We start from the raw sequence: 17,911 nt of genomic DNA, 5'->3' as shown, positions 1-17,911 counted from the left end.
GAAGTGTTCACCGGCGCCCCCGGCAAGTACGTGACGCTGAAGGAAACCATCCGCGGCTTCAAGATGATCGTGGAAGGCGAGGTGGACCATATCCCCGAACAGGCGTTCTACATGGTCGGCGGCATCGACGAGGCCATCAAGAAGGCCGAGGACATGGGCGCCAAGAAGGCCGCCTGATCCAGGCCTCTGCCGGAGCTTGCCTGGGCAGGCTCCGGCGAAGCCGATAAATCCTTTCCGCCCGTTCCATCGGGCGAAGCGAGAGAGTTATGAGCACCATTCGTTGCGACATCGTCAGTGCCGAAGCGGAGATCTTTCACGGCGAGGCGGTGATGGTGGTTGCCACCGGCGAATTGGGCGAGTTGGGCATCACGCCCCGGCACGCCCCGCTGATCACACGCTTGAAGCCCGGCCACATCGACGTGGTACTGGAAGGCGGCGAGCGCCAGCAGTTCTATGTTTCCGGTGGGATTCTGGAAGTGCAGCCGCAGGTGGTGACGGTGCTGGCCGACACCGCGGCCCGCGCTGCAGACCTGGACGAAGCCGCTGCCAAGCGCGCCAAGCAGGAGGCGGAGGATGCGCTGGCCAACCGCTCGGGCACCGTCGACGTGGCCGAAGCACAGGCCAAGCTCACCCAGGCGCTGGCTCAGCTGCAGGCACTGGAACGCCTGCGCAAGAACCTGAAACACTGAGCGCGCTGATCCTTGAAAAACGCCGGCCTTGTGCCGGCGTTTTTGTTTGCACATTTCTTTTACAGCCTGACACCCCAAAGTGCGCCTGGATGAGCAGGTATCCTTAGCGCCCATCGTGACCCACTCAGCGATCCTTCTATGAGCCAGTCCTCCTTGCACGTCATCGTCCTCGCCGCCGGCGAAGGCAAGCGCATGAAGTCGAAGAAAGCGAAGGTGCTGATGCCGTTGGCGGGACGACCGCTGCTGGCGCATGTATTGGAGACTGCGCGGGTCTTGTGCCCGGAGGCCATTCATGTCGTTTACGGCTTCAATGGCGAACAGGTCTTGGCCGCCTTTGATGGCCAGCCGGACCTGCAGTGGGCGTTGCAGACTGAGCAACTCGGCACCGGCCACGCGGTTGGGCAGGCTCTCGGCAATGTGCCTGACGCGGCGCGTGTGCTTGTGCTCTATGGCGACGTACCACTGACGCGCGCCGGAACGTTGCAACGTCTCGTGCAATCCGAAAACAGCCTGTCCATGCTCGCAACGCGCCTGGCCAATCCACATGGTTACGGCCGCGTAGTACGTGATGACAACGGTTTGGTACGCGCGGTGATCGAAGAAAAAGATGCCGACGAAGCGCAACGAGCGATCAATCTGATCAACACCGGTATCGTTGCCGGCGACGCTGCATTGCTAAAGCAATGGATCGCCAAACTTGGCCGCAACAATGCACAAGGGGAGTACTACCTCACCGATATCTTCCAGATGGCCGCGGAGGAAAATCGCGCAGCGCAGTGCATCGAATGCGACGATGCGGTGGAGGCTGCCGGGGCCAACAACCCATGGCAGCTCAGCGAGCTGGAAGACGCTTACCGGCTGCGCGCCGTGCAGGCGCTGATGGCAGAAGGCGTGCGCGTGGCTGATCCTCGCCGTGTAGATGTGCGCGGCAACGTTACGGCAGCACGCGATGTGGAAATCGATATCGACGTGATTCTGGAAGGTGACGTGCAGCTCGGCGAAGATGTGCGCATCGGGCCCTATTCCCGCTTGAAGAACGTCCAGCTGGCAGCGGGCACCGTGGTGCATGCGCATTGCGATATCGAAGGCGTCATAACGCATGGACCTTGCTTGATTGGCCCGTTCGCGCGCCTGCGGCCGGGTACCGAGCTTGCTGCGGGTGTGCATATCGGCAACTTCGTCGAAGCCAAAAAGACGCGCATCGGCGAGGGCAGCAAAGCCAATCACCTCACCTATCTCGGTGACACCATCATTGGCAGCCATGTAAATGTCGGCGCGGGCACCATCACCTGCAACTACGATGGCGCAAACAAGTTCGTCACCACGATCGAAGACGGTGCCTTCATCGGGTCCAACAGCGCGCTCGTTGCGCCGGTGACGATCGGTGCGCAAGCCACCATCGGTGCAGGCTCGATCATTACCAAGGATGCGCCCGCCGGCGAACTCACCGTGGCGCGCGGCCGGCAAACGACATTGCCCGGCTGGAAACGCCCTGAAAAACGAAAATAAGCAATAGAGCCGGGTGGCGGTGGGTTATTTGAAACGCCAGCCGTCGATCTCCACCAATAATTCGCGACGGCACACATCGCCGTGCAGTAGCAGAACCGGTACGCCAGGCAGGCGACGTCGGATCATCTCGCCGACGCGTCCGGCGTCGGTGGCGTGACGCACGTACGCCTTCAATGGCGAGTGCGTATCGAAGCCCGCCGGCATGTCCGCCGTGGCGAGCAAGGATTCCAGGTTGAGCAAGGTCTCTTCGAGCTGTGCTTCCGGATTGCCTGCATGCGCCGAGGCGTGGCCCACCACGGCTGCGGTGCCGGAAATCGCCAGCGCATCCCGCGCGGGCATCAGCATGCCGCGCGCAAAACCCGGTGACGTGCGCCCGTACTGGCGTGGATAACGCCAAGCGCTTACCTGGCGTGGATTTTCCACCGCCGTGCCGACGTCCATGCAGGCGAGCAAATAAATTTGCAGGATCGGCTCGCGATGATGATGGCCAATCGCCGTGGCGGCTGGAAATCCATCCGCGAAGAAATCGCCGCAGCCTGCGGCACGTCCATCGCAGAATTGCTTGTAGCGCTCCGTATCGCCATCGCCGATGTTGATGTCGGCGACGTAATTCCAGATACGCAATACGTAGCGCTCATCGCGTGTGCGCATGAACTGGCGTAACTCGGCATACGCTTGGCGGGCAGCGCCTTCGATGCCGCCTGCCACGCGCTCATCCAGCTCGATCGACGCGAACAGCCAGCCGCCACCGGCCGACCAGCGTACGTTGTGCTGACGACCGCAGATGACCGTGCCATCGACTTGCCACACCTCGACAGGCGCAGGCGCGTCGAAACACTCCAGCGGAACGCGCAGCCAGCGCGGGTCGTCGTGGTCGGGCGTGCCCGCACCGAAGCCGAACACGGCCAAGGTCTCGGCCTCGGCCAAGGGCGAGGGGGTCATGCGATAGGTCACGCGCGGAGTGCGCGGCAGGTCCAGTGTGGCCTGCAGGTTTTCGCTTGCCTGAACCATGCTTGGAAGCAGCAACCGAGGACGAAAGACCCCTATGTTACACTGGCCGGCCACCCCGCTTCCTGGGGCTGGTCATGCATCCGGAGCCTTGAAACCAAGCATGTCCACGCAGACCGCTGCCGAACACGAACTGGCCATGCTGATCGTGGACGCGCTCAATCTAGAAGCAGTCGACCCTGCTGCGATCGATCCCGAAGCGCCGCTTTTGGGTGGTGATATGGGGCTGGATTCCATCGATGCCCTGGAGATCGCCTTGGCGGTTTCCAAACGCTATGGCATGCAACTGCGCTCGGACCATCCGGATAACCAGCGCATCTTCAGCAGCCTGCGCGCGCTTTCCGAACATATTGAACGCGAGCGTACAGCTTGAAGTTCGGTTAAGCCGGCTGGCACCTCAAACGGGCATTATCAGCACGGTCTTTTCGCCGGCGTTGCACACGTGGACCTGCACCCTTCCAACCAAGCCAGCTATCGAGCGGGGCGTTGTATTCCGCCAGCACGTTCCTGTCTTCCGGGGCGGCCGCTGGTGGCTGTGATCATGCTGGAGCGCTCCGGACAAGAGCGGTTTGAAGTGCCCCGTGAAGACCAAGTGTTGGCACGTGGCGCGACGGAAGGTGTGACATGAGCGGTCACTGGCAACATCAGCGCGAGGGCGGCAATCGATTCTGGCTTGGCGTACTCGTGACCGCGTCCCTGCGGCTTGGTTACGGCTTCATGCGCCGGCTTCTCTACTTCATCAGCGCGTATTACTTCCTGCGCCGCGGCGCCGAGCGACGCGCCTCTCGCGAATACTTGACACGGTTGTTCGGCTGCACCGCAAGCTTCCGGCAGGTATTCAAGCACATTCACTATTTCGCCACGACCATGCTCGATCGCATCTACCTGCTTGCGCACGGCGAACGCGATTTCGACATCGAGGTGAATGGGCTTGAGCAGCTTCAGCACTACATCGCGCAAGGGCAAGGCGTTCTGCTGGTCGGTTCGCACCAGGGCAGTTTCGAGGTGCTGCGCACGCTGGCAGCGCGTTGTCCGGAAGTACCGTTGCGGGTCTTGCTGGACAAACAAAAGACCCCGGCCATCACCGAATTGCTGGAAGCCTTGGCTCCTGGCGTCGGCGCGGCGGTCATCGATGTTTCGCAAGGCGGCGCGGCAATGACGTTGGCCGTGGCCGAGACCTGTCGCACGGGCGGCATGGTGGCTCTGCTGGCCGATCGTGGCCGTGCCCGGGAAACCTTGCGGCGCGTGGATTTTCTCGGGGCTCCGGCGCCGTTTCCGATTGGTCCATGGTTACTGGCCAGTACGCTGCAGGTGCCAGTCATACTGTGCTTTGGCCTCTATCGCGGTGGTCGCCGTTACACGCTCAGCTTTGAACTGTTCGCGGAGCAGGTGTACATCCCGCGTGAATCCCGCCATCAGGCGCTCGATGGGATCCTTCAGCGTTATGCGCGGCGCTTGGAATACTACGCCCGGCTGGAACCCTATAACTGGTTCAACTTCTACGACTTCTGGCAGCAGGATGTGGTGCCGAAGCAATCGGTGGCTGCGCGTGCGCTGCATCAGGCATGACAGCCGCCAAGCACATCTTTGCCGGCACTAAGCAATGCGGCGTGAATACGTATCGTCGACGATCAGCGGCGCTGCCCTCGAACGGGAGTAGCTTGTCCAGACCTGTCCGTGGCGAAATACCTGCCGGAAGGTGTAGATGGCGATCCGCATGACATCGCGAACTGGGCTGAAGTGACTGAGACGGAACGATCCTTCGTAGCGGGATGCGATCGGTACCGACACGATGCCCAGTCCTTTATCGCGTGACGCCGCAATAAGAACGGCCGCTTCGAACACGAAATTTTGAGCGTCCAGCTCAACCAGATCCAGGGCGCTACGTGGATACCAGCGCTGTCCGCTCTGGGTGTCGGCAATCGGCTGCGCGCAAGCCCATGAAATGCCCCAGTCCGCAAGCGCGTTCGCTCGCCGGCGCCCCTTCGGCTGCTGTTCGCGCTGCAACAGTCGCGCGCCAATGACGATGTGGTCGGGAAAACGTTTGCCGACGTCGACCAGGCGTGGGATGTCCTCGGCCAGATGCTGGCCATCGCCGTCCATCGTCACCACCGCGTCAAACCCTTGCCGCAGCGCTTCACGAAAGCCCGTACGCAAGGCTTCGCCCTTGCCCAGGCGATGGTCATGGCGCAGCAACGTCACGGGCAATGCCCGCACGATCTCCGGTGTGCGATCGTCGGAGCCATCGTCGATCACGATCACCGGTACGCCAAGTTTCAAGGTGGATTTCACGATGGCGCCGATCGCCTTTTCCTCGTTCAAGCAAGGAATCAACACGCACCAGCGCAATGTACCGTTCACGCGTTCGTCTCCATTTGTACATGCAGTCCAAGATGCTTCGAGGCAACCAACCGGCAATCGCCTTGACCAGTTGCGAGCATGGCCAGCAGCGGCAAGCTTTCTGCGGTAGGGTTGTCTTGCATCCATGCTCGGCACTCGGCAGTCATCGATGACGGATGGGCAGGTAATGTCATTGTGGAAAGACGCAGTCCTAGACCTGTCGTCGTGCCAGGTGACAGCACCAGCGCACAACCGAAGACGCGGGTGCATCCGATCAACTCGCCAAGCGGTCCGGTACCGGCGGTGTCACTGCAGACCAGCAGCACCGGCCGGTTGTCGGCGCAGGCAAGTACCACCGCCTCAAGCAAGCCGGCGCCGAAGCTTGCGTTTCCTGCGCACACGGCGCTGGAAGGTGCTCGGCAACCGGTAGCAATCGTCCAGTAGCCAGCCGACGCGTTATGGACGGAATTGTGAAAGCGGGTGGGTGAAAGTTCAGTGGGTACGCGCGCCAATACACGGCACATGTAATCCGTCGTAGCCTGGTCGCCGTAGGCCGAGGCAAAGATGCAAGCGAGATTGTCGGTCGTGCGCCCGCTTGCCGCGACTGCCTGGGACGCGGCCTCAATGGCGACCAGCACACTTTCCGGCGCACGCCGACGCTCATTCGGTGACAACGCCAGTGCGCTCGGGCGTGCCTGAGTGGTGCTCGATGTTTCACCGGCAAGCTGGCGGCGAAAGGCATCAAAGCCTGCAAGTTGTGGTGACCACAAACCGATGCCTTGCACGTGAACCTGCAGACTATTCATGCCCCGTGGCCCGCGTTTGCAAAAGCAAGGCAGGCATTGCTGCCGCCGAAACCGAATGAATGGCTGAGAGCGATGCGTAAAGAACGGGCTTCGTTGCGCCACGCAAAATGTGCTGAGCATGCAGGATCGGCTTCACGCACGCCGGCGTTGCCTGGCACGAGACCATCGCGTAGTGCCAGCAGCGTGATGACGGCCTCCACGATGCCTGCAGCGCCCAGGGTATGGCCGGTCAAGTGCTTGGTGGAGCTGACGCGTGTGCCTGGCGGGAACATGCGCGATACCAGTCCGGCTTCCATGGCATCGTTTTTCTGGCTTGCCGTACCGTGCAAGTTGACGTAATCCACGTTTGAAACATCAAGCCCTGCACGATCGAACATATCGCGCAAGGCAAGCTCCGCACCGAGGCCGGATGGATCAGGCGTGGACATATGATGGGCATCGCTCGATTCGCCGCAGCCCAATAACCGCAGTGGTGCAGCGGTTTGCGATCCGATGCGTTCGAGCAAGGCGAAACCGGCCGCTTCGCCGATCGAAATGCCGCGCCTGGCGGCATCGAAGGGGCGGCAGGGATCGGGAGAGACAAGTTCCAGCGCATTGAACCCGAACAAGGTGCTGTCGCAGAGCGTATCGACGCCGCCCACGATCGCCGCATCGACCAGCCCCAGGCGGATCAGCCGCTCCGCACTGGCAAACACTTTTGCGCTGGAGGAGCACGCGGTGGAAATGGTCAGGCAGGGTCCTTTGATATCCAGCGCAGCGGCGACGAAGGCGGTAAGCGAATGAGGGGTGTGAATGCTTGTGCGATGCAGGTCTGCGGGTAATCGCTCTTCTTCTAGACGCCGATAACCTTCTTCGGTGGCGCCGATGCTTGCGGTCGATGTGCCCAGCAAGAGCGCCACGCGTGCTGCGCCATAACGTTCCCGCGCGGCATGCGCCTTGGCCGGAAAATCGTCTTGATTCAGGCCCAACCAGGCTAGACGATTGTTGCGGCAATCCCACGTGGCGTAGGCGGATGGCAGCGTGACGTCTTCCACGCCGTCGACGCGCCCGATCCAGCACGGCAGTGGCGCACTGCTGAAGTCATTCACGCGCAAGCCGCTACGCTGCGCATCAAGGGCGTCACGATGGGCATCCAGGCCACGCCCGAGCGCAGAGGTGGCGGTATAGGCCGAGACGGCAAGCGGGAGGGTTGTCATGCGCATGGCGCGAGCCTAGCCACGGGAGCTGGGGTTTGCCTAGATGCTTGTTTGGATCATCGCAGCTGGCATTCATTGATTCAGCTCAGTTCCTTGCGAACGGGCTCTTGCTAAGCTTGCGATCCTGACCAGCACAGCCGGATGGGTGGATGAAAAGCGAGCAAGTCGAACGCGTCGAGCACTTTCTACGCGAGTTGCAGGACCGTATCTGCAAGGCCGTTGAACAGCTCGACGGCAACGCCCGCTTTATGGAGGATGCATGGACGCGGCCGGGCGGCGGCGGTGGCCGCACCCGCGTGTTGCGCGAGGGCGCCTTGTTCGAGCAGGCCGGCGTGAACTTCTCGCTGGTTCACGGAGACAAGCTCCCGCCTAGTGCGACAGCGCATCGCCCTGAGCTGTCGGGCGGCGGATTTATCGCCACCGGCGTGTCGCTGGTATTGCATCCGCGCAACCCCTATGTGCCGACGACGCATGCCAACGTGCGCTACTTCGAGGCGCAAAAGGAGGGCATGGAGCCGGTGTGGTGGTTCGGCGGCGGTTTCGACCTCACGCCGTTCTATCCCTTCGACGAAGATGTGCGGCATTGGCACACCGTCGCACGTGATGTATGTGCGCCGTTCGGTGCGGATGTCTACCCGCGCTACAAGAAATGGTGCGATGACTATTTCTACCTGAAGCACCGCGCCGAAACGCGCGGTGTGGGCGGTTTGTTCTACGACGATCTCAGCGACGGAGGCTTCGAGCGCAGCTTTGCCTTTATGCAAGCCGTAGGGCAGGGCTTTCTGGATGCCTATTTGCCGATCGTCGATCGACGCAAGAACACGCCGTATGGTGAACGCGAGCGTGAGTTCCAGCTGTATCGGCGCGGCCGCTACGTGGAATTCAATCTCGTCTACGATCGCGGTACCTTGTTCGGCTTGCAATCTGGCGGTCGCACCGAATCCATCTTGATGAGCTTGCCGCCACGCGTGCGCTTTGAATACGCCTACCAGCCGGAAGAAGACTCGGCCGAAGCGCGGCTTGCGGAATACCTCAAGCCGCGCGAGTGGATATAAGGCTTAGTTCATCGGCTGCGCGCCGCTGAAGCGCATGGCCGTGGCGCCTTTTACCGGACCGATTTGCGCGCTGTCGCTGACCTGCAGCACCACCTCGCGATGGAAATCCAGCGTGCCGCGTACGATGGCATGCGGACCGATGACGACGTGCGGCGGCCGATTGAAGTTGTTCCAGCCGTGTTGCTCGTTGACGGTGATGCCACCGTCCACTTGCGAAGCCGCACCGACCAGGATGTTCCCGCCGGTGGTTTCGATATTGCCGCCAACGTGCGCGTGCCTGAGCTCGATCGCGCCATTGACGTTGGCGACGTCACCAGTCACTTCCGAGCTCGGCTCCAGGGAGATGGCGCCATTGGTGCTGTGCAGTTTTCCGCGCACTTGAGCGCCTTGGCCAAGGGCAATGGCGCCATTGACGGTGTGCAGTTCGCTGGCTTGCGCACCGTCGCCCAGCTCGATCGCGCCGTTTACGGTGCTGCCTTCCTGGATCGACGCATGGTCGCCAACGCGCACCGAGCCGTTCACCGTGCTGAGATTTCCGGCGTGGCCGCCGGCGTCAACGGAAACGGTGCCATTGACCTTGCTGATGTCCTGGGCCGCCACGGTCAAAGGCAGAGCCAAGGCCAGAGCCAGGGTGATAAAGCGCATGATCAAACTCCTCAAGTGGGACGAGGGTAGGATGCGCGTCTTCGGCCGAAGGTTTACCGTGACTTCCGGCACAGCCAGCAATTGACGTGGCTACGCATGGCCTTCACCATTCCGTACTTGTCTCGCCTCATTTGAATCCAAGCCATGCACAAGCTCGTTCTGATCCGCCACGGCCAGTCCCAATGGAACCTTGAAAACCGCTTCAGCGGCTGGGCAGACGTGGACATTACCGAGCAAGGCGCCGCCGAGGCACGGGAGTCGGGCGAATTGCTGGTGCAGGCTGGCTACCATTTCGACGTGGCGCACACCTCCGTGCTGAAGCGCGCCGTGCGCACGCTGTGGCACGTGCAGGACGCCATGGACCTGATGTGGATTCCGGTGCTTACCGACTGGCGCCTCAACGAGCGCCACTATGGCGGTCTTACCGGGCTCAACAAGGCGGAAACAGCTGCGAAATATGGCGAGGACCAGGTCAAGGTATGGCGCCGCAGCTACGATATCCCGCCGCCGCCGCTGCCGCGCGCGGAAAATCCCGCCTTGAAAGACCCGCGTTATGCCGGCCTCGATCCCAAGCTGATTCCAGATACCGAGTGCCTGAAGGACACCGTCGCGCGCGTCATGCCATATTGGAATGAAGTACTGGCGCCCGCCATCCGCAATGGTCAACGCGTATTGCTGGTCGCCCACGGCAACTCGATCCGCGCGCTGGTCAAATATCTGGACAACATCTCCGACGACGACATCGTCGAATTGAACATCCCCAACGGCGTGCCGCTGGTGTACGAGTTCGACGAAGAGCTCAAGCCGCTGCGCCACTACTACCTGGGCGACGCCGATGCGATCGCCGCCAAGCTGGCCGCGGTGGCGAACCAGGGCAAGGCCAAGTAAGGCCCGTCACCGGCAAAAGCACATGACGGGTGTCAATCGCCTGTCATGAAGGGCGCTGCTAATCTGCGCGTGACTTCTCGTGCGGGCGGACACCATGACACCTCATTTCAGCACGCCACTGGTCTTGCTACCGGTGATCGTATTCGCCGTGTGGCGGCGAGCGCGCAGGCAGTTCGGCCCGCAGCCGATCCAGCGCAGGCGGATGGTTGCGCGCATCGTCATCTTGGCGGCCCTTGCGGGACTCATCAGCTTCGCCGCCATGCATGACATCCGATTGCTGGGCGGATTGGCCGGTGGTGTGGTGGCTGGTGCCGCACTTGGCTTGATTGGGCTTCGCCTCAGTCGTTTTGAGGTGCACCCGGTGAAAGGCGGCCGCTACGTTCCTAATCCCTATATCGGTGCGATTGTCACCGCGTTGCTGTTGGCGCGACTGGTATGGCGCTTCGCCATGTTGGCTCCGCAGATGCGCGATCCAACTGGCGCTACACCTCCCCTCCACGGGCCCGACATCGGACAGAGTCCGCTGACCATGCTCACCCTCGGCCTGGTCGTGGGGTATTACGTTTGTTATTACGCAGGGCTGCTGATCCATCACCAGCGGATCATGCGCAGCCGACCGGAATTGCGCGAGACGGCCTGATTACAGGGCGTCGTGGTCCAGCTCGCCGGTGCGGATGCGGATCACCTGTTCGAGGTTGCTGACAAAGATCTTGCCATCGCCGATCTTGCCGGTGCGGGCCGACTGAGAGATGGCCTCCACCACGCGCTCGAGCTGGTCATCGTCCACCGCCACTTCCAGCTTGATCTTGGGTAGGAAATCGACCACGTACTCGGCCCCGCGGTAAAGTTCGGTGTGGCCCTTCTGGCGGCCGAAGCCCTTGACCTCGGTCACGGTTATCCCTTGTACGCCGGCCTCGGCGAGCGCTTCACGGACATCGTCCAGCTTGAACGGCTTGATGACAGCCACAACCAATTTCATGGATTTTTTCCTCGGCAGGGCCGACAGGCCCGGTTACGCGGTGCGGAGCATAGCGATTCTGCCCCCAGAAGGCAGCCCGTACCGCCTTGTAGGAAAATGCCTACACGTTTTGATGGAGCACACCGATGGCGCCGCTTTTCACCTTCTTCATACACTGCCTCCCGACGAGTTCGAGGTGCCTACCATGATGGGGAGGCAGGATATCGACCAAATTGCCCTACGACTTGTCTCGTTGGTTCCGCCAGGGATGGTAGACGCGCACAAGGATTTGCGCGCCAATTTTCACGATATCCTGGCGCAGGGACTGCGCCATCTCGAGCTGGTTACCCGTGAGGAATTCGATGTTCAGACCCAGGTATTGGCGCGTACGCGCGCCAGGGTCGAGGAGCTCGAAAAGCGCGTGGCGGAGTTGGAGGCCACCATGTCATCTCGCGGAGCCTGATCAGTTCCGGTAGCCGTCCCCGATTCGTCACCATCACCCCAAGGAATCGGGGGCGGCCGTTTTTCATTCCGCCGAGGTTCCACGGAGTCGCTCGATGGACCGATCAACCAGCGACTCCGCTCGCATGAGTGGTGGCCGTATCTTATGAGTCTGGCCGTCACTTTAAGCCGTGCACAAGACGGGGTGGCCGCACCCCAGGTGATGGTGGAAGTCCACCTTTCCGGCGGTCTGCCCAGCACCCATATTGTTGGTTTGCCCGAGGCGGCTGTGCGAGAAGCGCGCGATCGCGTGCGAGTGGCGATCCAAAGCGCTGCCTTCGAATACCCCAACCGCAAGGTCACCGTGAATCTCGCCCCTGCGGAGCTGCCCAAGGATGGCGGGCGCTTCGACCTGGCCATTGCTCTGGGCATCCTGGCGGCCGGCAACCAGGTTCCACGCGAAAAGCTCGATGATTGCGAATTCCTGGGCGAACTGGCGCTTTCCGGCCAGTTGCGTCCCGTTTCAGGCGTGCTTCCGGCCCTGCTGCGCGCACGGGCGCGCGGTCGCCGCGTCGTGGTGCCGCGCGCCAACGCGGAGGAAGCCGCCCTCATTCCCGAGGCTGACGTCCTGGTAGCCGACACCTTGGGCGATGTGTGCAGCTGGTTGCGTGGTTCACATGAGCTGACGCAACCTGCTTCCACCCTGATCCTAACGTCCGATAGCGATGCCGGTCCGGATCTCCTCGATGTGCGTGGCCAGTTGCAGGCGCGCCGAGCCCTGGAGATCGCCGCAGTCGGAGGGCATCACCTGTTGCTGATGGGGCCGCCTGGCACGGGCAAGACCATGCTGGCTGAGCGCCTGCCGGGCATCCTGCCGCCGATGAGCGAATCCGAGGCGCTGGAAACCTGCGCCGTGCTCTCAGTGGCCGGCCAGCAGGTGGATCCGGCGCACTGGCGCCGCCGACCTTTCCGGGCACCACACCACACCGCATCCGCCGTGGCACTGGTCGGTGGGGGCTCGCAGCCTCGTCCCGGGGAAATTTCGCTCGCGCATAACGGCGTGCTGTTTCTGGACGAATTGCCCGAGTTCAGCAGGCACGTGCTGGAAGTGTTGCGCGAACCTTTGGAATCGGGACACATCCTGATTTCGCGCGCGGCGCGGCAACTGCGTTTTCCCGCCCAATTCCAGCTGGTCGCGGCGATGAATCCCTGTCCATGCGGCTATGCAGGCGACATGCGCAAGCGCTGTCGTTGTTCGCCCGACCAGGTACAGCGTTATCGCTCACGTATTTCTGGCCCGTTGCTCGACCGCATCGATCTTTGTGTGGAAGTGCCCACCGTACCGCTGAGCGACTTGAGCACACAGCGAAGCGCGCACGATGAGGATTCCGCCACGGTACGCAAGCGCGTCATCCGCGCGCGCAATCATGCCTTGGCGCGTGCCGGGCGGCCGAACTCGGAAATCAGCAATCGCGAGCTTGAACGCGATTGCGCGCTAGGGCCGGCGGAGCGCAAGTGGTTCGACACCGCGCTCGAAAAACTGGGGCTCTCTGCACGTGCGTACCACCGCACGCTGCGTGTGGCACGGACGATCGCCGACCTGGACAACGGCGCCGCTGCGTTGGACCGACATCACTTGGCCGAAGCGTTGCAATACCGGCGGATTTCCTTGGTAGCCGACTAGCAAGCCTGAGCAACCACCCCCTTCAAAAATGAAGGAGGGGCCGAAGCGCATCAAGCCGCCGAGGCTCGATGGAACTGCGCCTCTTCGGTTGAGCCTTTCAATGCCACCGTTGATGACTTGCCTTGCTGGATCGCTTGGGTAACGGCATCGAAGTAACCCGTACCCACCTCGCGCTGATGCTTCACGGCCGTGAAGCCCTGTTCGGCTGCCGCGAATTCCTTCTCTTGCAGATCCACGAACGCGCTCATTTGCCGGTGCGCATAGCCGTGCGCCAATTCGAACATGCTGTAGTTCAAGCTGTGGAAGCCAGCGAGCGTGATGAACTGGAATCTGTAGCCCATTGCGCCGAGTTCTCGCTGGAACCTGGCAATGGTGGCGTCGTCCAGATTGCGTTTCCAGTTGAAACTGGGGGAGCAGTTGTAGGCCAGCAATTTACCGGGGAATTTTGCATGAATCGCTTCGGCAAATTGACGCGCCTGCTCAAGATTGGGCTTGCTGGTTTCGCACCAGACCAAATCGGCATACGGTGCATAAGCAAGTCCTCGACTGATCGCTTGTTCCACGCCCGGGCGCACGCGGAAGAAACCTTCCACCGTGCGTTCGCCGGTCGTGAAAGGCTTATCGTTGTCGTCAATGTCGGACGTAAGCAGGTCAGCGGCATCTGCATCGGTACGTGCAACCAGCAGGGTTGAAACGCCAAGCACGTCCGCGGCGAGGCGCGCAGCATTCAATTTCTCCACCGCTTCGCGCGTGGGGACCAACACCTTGCCACCCATATGGCCGCATTTCTTCACCGAAGCGAGCTGATCCTCGAAGTGCACACCAGCCGCGCCTGCTTCGATCATTGCCTTCATCAGCTCGAAGGCATTGAGCACGCCGCCGAAACCAGCTTCGGCATCTGCAACGATCGGCACCATCCAGTCGACGTCGTCCTTGCCCTCGGCGTGATGCAATTGGTCGGCACGCAGCAACGTGTTGTTGATGCGCTTGACCACCAGCGGCACGGAGTTGGCTGGATACAGCGACTGATCGGGATACATCTCGCCAGCCACATTGGCATCTGCGGCGACCTGCCAGCCGCTGAGGTAGATGGCTTGCAACCCGGCCTTCACCTGTTGCATGGCCTGGTTGCCGGTGAGTGCGCCGAGCGCATTGACGAACGGTTCCTTGTGCAGCGATTTCCACAAGCGTTCCGCACCGTGGCGCGCCAGCGAATGTTCGACCGCCACCGTGCCGCGCAAGCGCACGACATCCTCGGCGGTATAGGTACGTTCAACCCCGGTCCAGCGCGCATTGTTTTTCCAATCCAGCGCAATCTGTTCGGCAGTCGGCAAATGATTTTTCATGTCAGTGCTCCGTCATCGTTTTGGCGCGCGATCAGGCGAGTTGCTCATACGCGGGAAGCGTGAGGAAGTTGCCGAGTTCATCGGCATGGGTGAGCTCGGACAGCAGTTTTGCGGCATCGGCAGCGCGACGCGCGCCCGGCAGCGTGCTTTCCTGCAGGCGATGCGTGTGCGCAGCCAGGGCTTGATCGAACAGTGCGGTATCGATCGGCGCGTGATCGCTAAATTCGAGGTCGCCGTGATGCAGCCACTGCCAAAGCTGCGCGCGAGCAATCTCGGCGGTGGCGGCGTCTTCCATCAGGTTATGGATCGGCACGCAGCCCATACCTTCCAGCCACGCGGCGGTGTAGCGCAATGCCACTTCCACGTTGTTGTCGAAGCCGGCGCGAGTGATGGTGCCGGCACAAGGTGCGATCAACGTGTCGCGGTCCGCCAACACATCGTCGCGTTTGACGTGCAATTGATTCGGCGTCGGCATGTGCCGATCGAAAATCGCCATGGCGACAGGCACCAGCGCGGGGTGTGCTACCCAGGTGCCGTCGTGTCCAGCCTGCACTTCACGCAGCTTGTCGGCGCGAACTTTCGCCATCGCCTGTTCGTTCGCCGCTTCGTCGTGCTTGATCGGTATCTGTGCCGCCATGCCGCCCATGGCAAAGGCGCCGCGGCGATGGCAAGTCTGGATGAGCAGTTCGGAATACGCCTTGAGGAACGGCACCGTCATCAGCACCTGGCCGCGATCCGGCAGCAAGCGATCGCGATGGCCGCGGAAGGTTTTCAGATAGGAAAAGATGTAATCCCAGCGGCCGCAGTTGAGGCCGACTGCGCGATCACGCAACGCGTGCAGGATCTCGTGCATCTGGAACACGGCCGGCAGCGTCTCGATCAGCACGGTGGCTTTCATGCTGCCGTACGGCAGGTCGAGTTCTTCTTCGGCCAGCGCCATCACTTCGTTCCACAACGCGGCCTCTTCCATCGCCTCGAGCTTGGGCAGGTAGAAGTACGGGCCGCGATCACGCGCGTGCAGCGCGCGGGCATTGTGATAAGCGAACAGGCCGAAGTCGACCAGCGCGCCGGCCATGGGCTCGCCATATACGGTGATGTGCCGTTCCGGCAGGTGCCAGCCGCGCGGCCGTATCACCAGGACTGCCGGGTTGGCGCCAATGCGGTAGTGCTTGCCCTCGGGGGAACGGAATGCCAGCGTGCCGTTGACGGCGTCGCGTAGGTTGACCTGGCCGTCCAGCTGATTGGCAAAGCTGGGTGCGGAGGAGTCCTCGAAGTCGGCCATGAATACCTTTGCGCCGGAGTTCAGCGCATTGATGACCATCTTGCGCTCGACCGGGCCGGTGATTTCCACGCGCCTATCTCGCAGGGCGGCGGGAATGGGGGCGACAGTCCAGTCGCCTTCGCGGATATCCCGCGTGTCTGTGCGGAAATCCGGCAAGACGCCCGCGTCGTAGCGCGCCTGGCGTTCGCGCCGGGCTGCCAGCAACTGCCGGCGCCGCGGTTCCGCAAAACGATGCAAGCGCGCCAAGAAGGCGAGGGCATCAGGCGTGAGGATGTCTTCGTAGCCGGTGGTGTCAGCATCGATCTCGATGGGCCGGCTGACGAGCTTTTCGCTAGGTACTGCCATGGGCTGCTTCTCCACCTTGGATGACGGGGTGGAATGGAAAGCTAGCCAGCAGCCATATATTTGACAAACTAAATGTTTCAATTTTTGATATTTAGAAATTCAATATAAGATATAAGTCATTGAGCCAGTTGCATCTAGTCGCGCGTGCGGAGGCCAAATATGGCAAAAAAATCAGCTGCGGGCAGCGTGAAGCGCGCGCCAAGGCGGAAGGCTGCCGCCTCGAAGGCGGAATCCGGCCGGTATTACTACAAGGGCAATCGCCTCAAGCAGATGCGCGCCTTCGTCACCACCGTAAAGCTGGGTACCCTCAGTCGCGCTGCCGAGGCGCTGTACCTCTCCCAGCCTTCCGTCAGCTTGCAGTTGCAGGCGCTGGAACGAGAACTGGGCGTCGTACTCCTCCAGCGCAGCCGTCGTCGTATCAATCTCACCGACGCAGGCGAGGCGCTATACGAACTGGCGCGCCCGCTGGTGGAGGGTTGGGAAAACCTCGATCGCCAGTTCCAGGCAAAGATAAAAGGCGGCCAGGCGGGCAAGCTGACCATCGCGGCCGGCAATTCGACCATCCAGTACTTGCTGCCGCCCCTGGTGCGGCAGTACCGCGAGCGCTTTGCCGACGTCCAGTTGCAGCTGGCCAACGTCACCGGCAAGGACGGCCTGGCGTTGCTGCGCGCAGACGAGGCGGATTTCGCGGTAGGCTCGATGCTCGACGTGCCCAACGACATCGCCTGGGCACCCGTCTATCACTACGATCCGCTGCTGATCACGCCGGTAGATCATCCGCTGGCGAGCCAGCAAAGCGTACGGTTGGGGGACATTTCGCCCTATGGCCTGATCCTGCCTCCGCAGCGGCTTTCCACCTATCGGCTGGTGGATCTGGTGTTCCAGCAGCGGCAGGTGCCTTATCACGTCGCCATCGAAGTCGGCGGTTGGGAAGTGATCAAGGAATACGTCGCGATGGGTATGGGCATTTCCATCGTTACCAGCATCTGCATCACGGATGCGGATCGCCAGCGCCTGGCCGTGCGCAATATGCGCCAGTACTTTCCGCAGCGCAGCTACGGGGTGGTGATGCGCAAGGGAAAGTTCCTCAGCAAGGAAGCGCAGGCGTTCATCGACTTGATCCGGCCCGGTTTGCTGACGCATCGGGACTACGATGAGTCGGGTCATTCCGAGCGATAGGGCCCGCTGACCCCATGCACTTGGCGATGGCGTCGATCAAGCGCCACGATGGCGGCTACATTCATTGAGGGCGTCCGTCATGAATCTCTGCTGCAAGTCCACCTTCGCAACCGTAGTGATGCTGTGCTCCTTGGCTCCCTGTTATGCCGCCGATCAAAATGCCCAGGTCATGCAGCCCGTGCATCAATTTTTTGATGCGCTCGGCCGGCAAGACAAAAGCGGCATGCTGGCAGTCGTAGCGCAGGACCTCGAAATCACGAGCGTGGATGAGGGGCGACTGCGTCGCCTGGACATCAACAAGCTGACCGATGCCATTGCAGCGCCTCGTGGCGGGCCCATCGCCGAGCACATTTACCGTCCCGTCGTGCACATCGATCGCGACCTGGCCGTGGTATGGGCGCCCTATAAATTCACGATAAGCGGCCATGTGGATCACTGTGGCACCGATGTCCTCACGCTTGGCAAGCTTGATGGCCGCTGGACCATCATCGGCTTGTCAGATAACGAAAGAAAAGAAAGTTGCCAATGATCGTTGCTTGA

The 17,911-nt window shown here is 61.6% G+C and carries 19 protein-coding genes and 1 pseudogene; 12 read left to right on the top strand and 8 right to left on the bottom strand.

Annotated features, from left to right (window positions below; genetic code table 11):
• From V7M64_RS13650 to glmU, 3 genes and pseudogenes are all read left to right on the top strand, one after another.
• A pseudogene (locus V7M64_RS13650) lies at positions 1-177 on the top strand (F0F1 ATP synthase subunit beta); the annotation flags it as partial.
• A gap of 89 nt (positions 178-266) precedes the next feature.
• Complete coding sequence (locus V7M64_RS13645; RefSeq protein ID WP_333679771.1) at positions 267-689, top strand: F0F1 ATP synthase subunit epsilon; 423 nt, start codon at positions 267-269, stop codon at positions 687-689.
• A 138-nt stretch (positions 690-827) separates the two neighbouring features.
• Positions 828-2,198 carry a bifunctional UDP-N-acetylglucosamine diphosphorylase/glucosamine-1-phosphate N-acetyltransferase GlmU gene (gene glmU / locus V7M64_RS13640; protein WP_333679770.1) on the top strand — a complete coding sequence of 457 codons (1,371 nt, stop codon included), beginning with the start codon at positions 828-830 and terminating at the stop codon, positions 2,196-2,198.
• 24 nt (positions 2,199-2,222) lie between these two features.
• Here the strand turns inward: glmU and V7M64_RS13635 are convergent, their stop codons facing one another.
• Positions 2,223-3,209, bottom strand: a complete 987-nt coding sequence (locus V7M64_RS13635) for a pteridine-dependent deoxygenase (protein ID WP_333679769.1) — start codon at positions 3,207-3,209, stop codon at positions 2,223-2,225.
• Positions 3,210-3,309: 100 nt separating this feature from the next.
• On the opposite strand from V7M64_RS13635, the gene V7M64_RS13630 reads away from it, so the two are divergent.
• The gene (locus tag V7M64_RS13630) at positions 3,310-3,579 is read left to right on the top strand and encodes a phosphopantetheine-binding protein (RefSeq protein ID WP_333679767.1); all 270 of its coding nucleotides are present in this window, start codon (positions 3,310-3,312) and stop codon (positions 3,577-3,579) included.
• 251 nt (positions 3,580-3,830) lie between these two features.
• Complete coding sequence (locus V7M64_RS13625; protein WP_333679766.1) at positions 3,831-4,775, top strand: acyltransferase; 945 nt, start codon at positions 3,831-3,833, stop codon at positions 4,773-4,775.
• Between the two features lie 27 nt (positions 4,776-4,802).
• Here V7M64_RS13625 and V7M64_RS13620 read toward each other — a convergent pair whose 3' ends face one another.
• The 3 genes from V7M64_RS13620 to V7M64_RS13610 are packed head-to-tail and all read right to left on the bottom strand — an operon-like array spanning position 4,803 to position 7,554.
• The gene (locus V7M64_RS13620; protein WP_333679765.1) at positions 4,803-5,567 is read right to left on the bottom strand and encodes a glycosyltransferase family 2 protein; all 765 of its coding nucleotides are present in this window, start codon (positions 5,565-5,567) and stop codon (positions 4,803-4,805) included.
• On the bottom strand, positions 5,564-6,331 hold the full coding sequence (locus V7M64_RS13615; protein ID WP_333679763.1) for a beta-ketoacyl synthase chain length factor: 768 nt from the start codon (positions 6,329-6,331) through the stop codon (positions 5,564-5,566). Before V7M64_RS13615 ends, V7M64_RS13620 begins: the two co-directional genes overlap by 4 nt.
• A gap of 17 nt (positions 6,332-6,348) precedes the next feature.
• The gene (locus tag V7M64_RS13610) at positions 6,349-7,554 is read right to left on the bottom strand and encodes a beta-ketoacyl-[acyl-carrier-protein] synthase family protein (RefSeq protein WP_333679762.1); all 1,206 of its coding nucleotides are present in this window, start codon (positions 7,552-7,554) and stop codon (positions 6,349-6,351) included.
• Positions 7,555-7,697: 143 nt separating this feature from the next.
• Here V7M64_RS13610 and hemF point away from each other — a divergent pair, with 143 nt between their 5' ends.
• Positions 7,698-8,603 carry an oxygen-dependent coproporphyrinogen oxidase gene (hemF, locus tag V7M64_RS13605; protein WP_333679761.1) on the top strand — a complete coding sequence of 302 codons (906 nt, stop codon included), beginning with the start codon at positions 7,698-7,700 and terminating at the stop codon, positions 8,601-8,603.
• Between the two features lie 3 nt (positions 8,604-8,606).
• On the opposite strand, the gene V7M64_RS13600 is transcribed toward hemF, so the two are convergent.
• Positions 8,607-9,248, bottom strand: coding sequence for a hypothetical protein (locus tag V7M64_RS13600; protein WP_333679760.1), 642 nt, complete (start codon positions 9,246-9,248; stop codon positions 8,607-8,609).
• Positions 9,249-9,392: 144 nt separating this feature from the next.
• On the opposite strand from V7M64_RS13600, the gene gpmA reads away from it, so the two are divergent.
• Positions 9,393-10,136, top strand: a complete 744-nt coding sequence (gpmA, locus tag V7M64_RS13595; RefSeq protein WP_333679759.1) for a 2,3-diphosphoglycerate-dependent phosphoglycerate mutase — start codon at positions 9,393-9,395, stop codon at positions 10,134-10,136.
• A gap of 94 nt (positions 10,137-10,230) precedes the next feature.
• Complete coding sequence (locus V7M64_RS13590; protein ID WP_333679758.1) at positions 10,231-10,776, top strand: DUF1453 domain-containing protein; 546 nt, start codon at positions 10,231-10,233, stop codon at positions 10,774-10,776.
• Here V7M64_RS13590 and glnK read toward each other — a convergent pair whose 3' ends face one another.
• Positions 10,777-11,115 (bottom strand): P-II family nitrogen regulator, encoded by a 339-nt coding sequence (gene glnK / locus V7M64_RS13585; RefSeq protein WP_333679757.1) that lies wholly within the window; start codon positions 11,113-11,115, stop codon positions 10,777-10,779.
• On the opposite strand from glnK, the gene V7M64_RS13580 reads away from it, so the two are divergent.
• On the top strand, positions 11,093-11,557 hold the full coding sequence (locus tag V7M64_RS13580; RefSeq protein ID WP_333679756.1) for an accessory factor UbiK family protein: 465 nt from the start codon (positions 11,093-11,095) through the stop codon (positions 11,555-11,557). The genes glnK and V7M64_RS13580 overlap by 23 nt on opposite strands.
• Before the next feature lie 144 nt (positions 11,558-11,701).
• Positions 11,702-13,219, top strand: a complete 1,518-nt coding sequence (locus tag V7M64_RS13575) for a YifB family Mg chelatase-like AAA ATPase (protein WP_333679755.1) — start codon at positions 11,702-11,704, stop codon at positions 13,217-13,219.
• A gap of 50 nt (positions 13,220-13,269) precedes the next feature.
• Here the strand turns inward: V7M64_RS13575 and aceA are convergent, their stop codons facing one another.
• Together aceA and aceB are read right to left on the bottom strand one after the other, a co-directional pair.
• Entirely contained in the window at positions 13,270-14,565 is a 1,296-nt protein-coding gene (aceA, locus tag V7M64_RS13570) for an isocitrate lyase (RefSeq protein ID WP_333679754.1), read from the bottom strand.
• A gap of 31 nt (positions 14,566-14,596) precedes the next feature.
• Positions 14,597-16,192, bottom strand: coding sequence for a malate synthase A (aceB, locus tag V7M64_RS13565; protein WP_333679753.1), 1,596 nt, complete (start codon positions 16,190-16,192; stop codon positions 14,597-14,599).
• Positions 16,193-16,462: 270 nt separating this feature from the next.
• On the opposite strand from aceB, the gene V7M64_RS13560 reads away from it, so the two are divergent.
• Positions 16,463-17,371: a LysR family transcriptional regulator gene (locus V7M64_RS13560; RefSeq protein ID WP_333679774.1), complete on the top strand. Its 909-nt coding sequence runs from the start codon at positions 16,463-16,465 to the stop codon at positions 17,369-17,371.
• A gap of 79 nt (positions 17,372-17,450) precedes the next feature.
• On the top strand, positions 17,451-17,900 hold the full coding sequence (locus V7M64_RS13555) for a nuclear transport factor 2 family protein (protein WP_333679752.1): 450 nt from the start codon (positions 17,451-17,453) through the stop codon (positions 17,898-17,900).
• Positions 17,901-17,911: the final 11 nt, after the last annotated feature.

This window comes from Dyella sp., from assembly GCF_036746095.1.
Classification (GTDB): domain Bacteria; phylum Pseudomonadota; class Gammaproteobacteria; order Xanthomonadales; family Rhodanobacteraceae; genus Dyella_B.
The sequence above is the reverse complement of the archived record's forward strand: the minus strand, read 5'-3'. Positions and strand labels throughout refer to the sequence as shown.